The organism is Psychrobacter sp. FME13, from assembly GCF_014861395.1.
Classification (GTDB): Bacteria; Pseudomonadota; Gammaproteobacteria; order Pseudomonadales; family Moraxellaceae; genus Psychrobacter.
The window spans coordinates 1-3,057 of the sequence record NZ_RRYV01000234.1; the positions used below are offsets into that span (position 1 = coordinate 1).

Annotated in this window: 3 protein-coding genes and 1 pseudogene; 3 read left to right on the forward strand and 1 reads right to left on the reverse strand. The window is 40.9% G+C overall.

What is annotated here, in order from left to right; translation table 11 throughout:
* The first annotated feature begins 227 nt into the window (after positions 1-227).
* Together EI164_RS15365 and EI164_RS15370 are read left to right on the forward strand one after the other, a co-directional pair.
* Entirely contained in the window at positions 228-1,475 is a 1,248-nt protein-coding gene (locus EI164_RS15365; protein WP_192520831.1) for an NAD(P)/FAD-dependent oxidoreductase, read from the forward strand.
* A 79-nt stretch (positions 1,476-1,554) separates the two neighbouring features.
* Positions 1,555-1,893, forward strand: a complete 339-nt coding sequence (locus EI164_RS15370) for a RidA family protein (protein WP_192520833.1) — start codon at positions 1,555-1,557, stop codon at positions 1,891-1,893.
* A 304-nt stretch (positions 1,894-2,197) separates the two neighbouring features.
* Here the strand turns inward: EI164_RS15370 and EI164_RS15375 are convergent.
* A pseudogene (locus tag EI164_RS15375) lies at positions 2,198-2,723 on the reverse strand (IS1595 family transposase); the annotation flags it as partial.
* 78 nt (positions 2,724-2,801) lie between these two features.
* Between EI164_RS15375 and EI164_RS15380 the strand changes: the two are divergent.
* On the forward strand, positions 2,802-3,057 hold a 256-nt coding region (locus tag EI164_RS15380; RefSeq protein ID WP_192518970.1), incomplete at its 3' end, for an IS1 family transposase.

Here is a 3,057-nt window from a genome sequence, read left to right on the forward strand (position 1 = left end):
TAGGCTTAGATGTGTATAGCTCATGGTTGCAATCTCACTTTGGTCGGTGGATAAAAACTTTGATGCTAGCGCATCTAGGTCTTTTTTTCACCTTGCATTTGGTATTGCACTTCATGTGTTAATCTAAGGGGTTTAAAATTTGGCTTAATGCGTTACTATTACCACCTAATTCTGTTAGACCCTCATATTTGATACTCTGTATTAACACCCTAAGAAAAGGATAGGTTATGCGCTATGAAGTGATTGTTATCGGTGCAGGTATGGTTGGCACCTCAGTTGCGTGGCATTTACAAAAAAATAATTCAAACGTATTGCTGTTAGATAAGAAACTGCCAGGGTCAGAGACCTCGTATGGTAATGCTGGATTGATCCAGCGTGAAGCTATTCATACACATCCTTTTCCTCGTCAATTGACTGAGATGATTCGAGTATTACCCAACCAAGGTACGGACATTCGCTATCGTATACCAGCAATTCTGCGTTACCATCAAGCGCTACTACAATACTGGAAGTATTCTGTACCTGCGACGGTCAAACAAATTGAATCAGAGTGGCAGACACTGATTGAGCATTGCACCAGTGAGCATCAAACGATGATTGAAGCATCTGGTGCTGATGAGTTAATTACTCGCGATGGCTGGTTGCAATTGCATCGTTCTGAAGAGACCTTTAAAGAAGCGCAAGCAGCAGCCATTGATGCACGTAATCAAGGGGTTGAGCATAACGTACTAAACCGTGAAGCACTCAAAGCCATGGAGCCTAGTGCCAATTTTGATGGTTTTGTTGGTGCGATTCATTGGCTAAACTCTTGGCAAGTATCAAACCCAAGCTCATTGGTCAAAGCCTATGCGAAAAACTTCCAAGACATGCAAGGTACGATCAAAGAGAGCGATGTCAAAGAAATCGTAAAAGACGGTGAAGGCTGGAAAATCATTACTGATAATGACACTTATTATAGTGATAAATTGGTTATTGCAGCAGGTCCATGGTCGAATGATTTGATCAGACCACTTGGTTATAATCTGCCATTGTTCCCGATGCGTGGTTATCATCAGCACTTCAAAGTGACAGAAAAAAACACCATCAATCACAGTATGTTTGATATGGATAAAGGCTTTGTGATGGGGCCAATGCAGCAAGGTATCCGCATTACCACTGGTGCTGAGATGACTACCATGAATGCACCAAAGAACTTCGGTCAACTGCAAACTGTACTGAAGCTGGCTCGTAAAATTCTGCCATTAGAAGATGCAGTAGAGTCTGAGGCTTGGGCAGGATCACGTCCTTGTATGCCTGATATGAAACCAGTTATCGGTCCTGCTGATAAGCATGATAAATTATGGTTCGCCTTTGGTCACAGCCATCAAGGCTTTACCTTAGGACCTATGACAGGTCGTCTGGTTGAAGAGATGATTCATGACAAACCGTTATTGGTAGACCTTGCACCGTTTAGTGCTCAGCGTTTCGCTAAATAACTTGTTACTCTACAATGAGTCATGTTGATTGAGTTATGATTGATTCAGCTGTTTTTATAAATTGAAGGGAGATAAAATGATAAAGAAGTTACACAGTACCCCGCGTATGAGTAGAATCGTTGTCCATAACCAAACGGTTTATTTATGTGGTCAAGTGGGCAATGCAGAAGACGATATTCAAGCACAAACTTTGACGTGTTTAGAAAAAATCCAAACGTTACTAGAAGAAGTGGGTAGTGACAAGTCCAAGCTGCTATCAGTAAATGTCTGGGTAAAAGACATGGCAGACTTTGCGGCTATGAATGAAGTGTGGGATAAATGGTTTGAAGGTATCCAGCCTCCAGCTCGCGCTTGCGGTGAGTCAGCACTGGCTCGCCCTGAGCTATTGGTTGAGATGATCGCTATCGCTGCTGAATAATAATCTGCTCGTAGCACCTGTGTTAAATAAAAAGGCCATGATAGCGATATCATGGCCTTTTTATTTTTTCTACCTTCTTATGGATTACAGCTTATTATTTATCCGTTGTAACATATCTTCAAATACCTCACAGCATCAACGCTCTTTTGCTTGTATAACTCATCAAAGCAGAATTATCTTCTGCTTCTTTTAATATCGATACTATTTGGGTCTCAGTTATTCGTTTGCTCATATCAAAACTCCTTATGGGTACTCTATAAGAAATTCTACATTTGAGCTGTGTTAGTTTAGGGGATAGTTGCAACTGGTTCCAAAAGTTTGGGGTGCCATTGATATGATTGTTTTTACCGCAAGTGAACTCTTTAGAGTGATTGACTCTGAAATGTTTCAATTCGCTCACATCTAATGTATTGTAACTTCGATAGCTATCCGTATAAACAAAGCTGTCAGGCTTTATCTTACGCTTAATAACAGGCGTTAGGGTAGTCTGTTTGATGTCTGCTACGACAATGGTATAAACCCTTACCGTTTCGTTTTAATATACCAAATACAGCTGTTTTATCAGCAGCCCCGCGATCTCTTTTGCCTTTACGTACACCGCCAAAGTAACTTTCATCTAATTCGACTTCACCATCACCATCAAAGAGCTCATCAGCTTCTAATGAGAGATGGTAATCTATCACAAGTCTTATTTTATGATAAAAAAGTGCAGCAGTGTTAGGTTGAATATTGAGTAAATCTGCGGCTGTTCTAGCGGTTACGTCAGCCGTAAAAAAATCTAATAGCCTTCGCTGTACTTTTGTAGTTAGTTTACAACGGGTTATCTTCATAAAAGGGTGGTGTGTCAGAAAGTATGCTGAAGAAATAAAGGAGGGTGACAGCCAAAGCAAGATGATATATTTGAGGTTATGAAGACACAAATAGATATCAGCTGCCCCGACTGTCACAGTCCCAGTTTAAAGAAAAACGGCATAAAAAGCTATGGCAAGCAGAACTACCAATGCAAGGACTGCAAACGTCAATTCATTGGTGACCATGCCTTAACTTATAAGGGCTGTCACTCTAAAATAGAAGACATCATACGGCTAATGACGGTGAGAGGTTGCGGTGTTAGAGACATAGCTATTATAGCCTCAGTCAGTATCGGTAAAGTATTGGGCACCA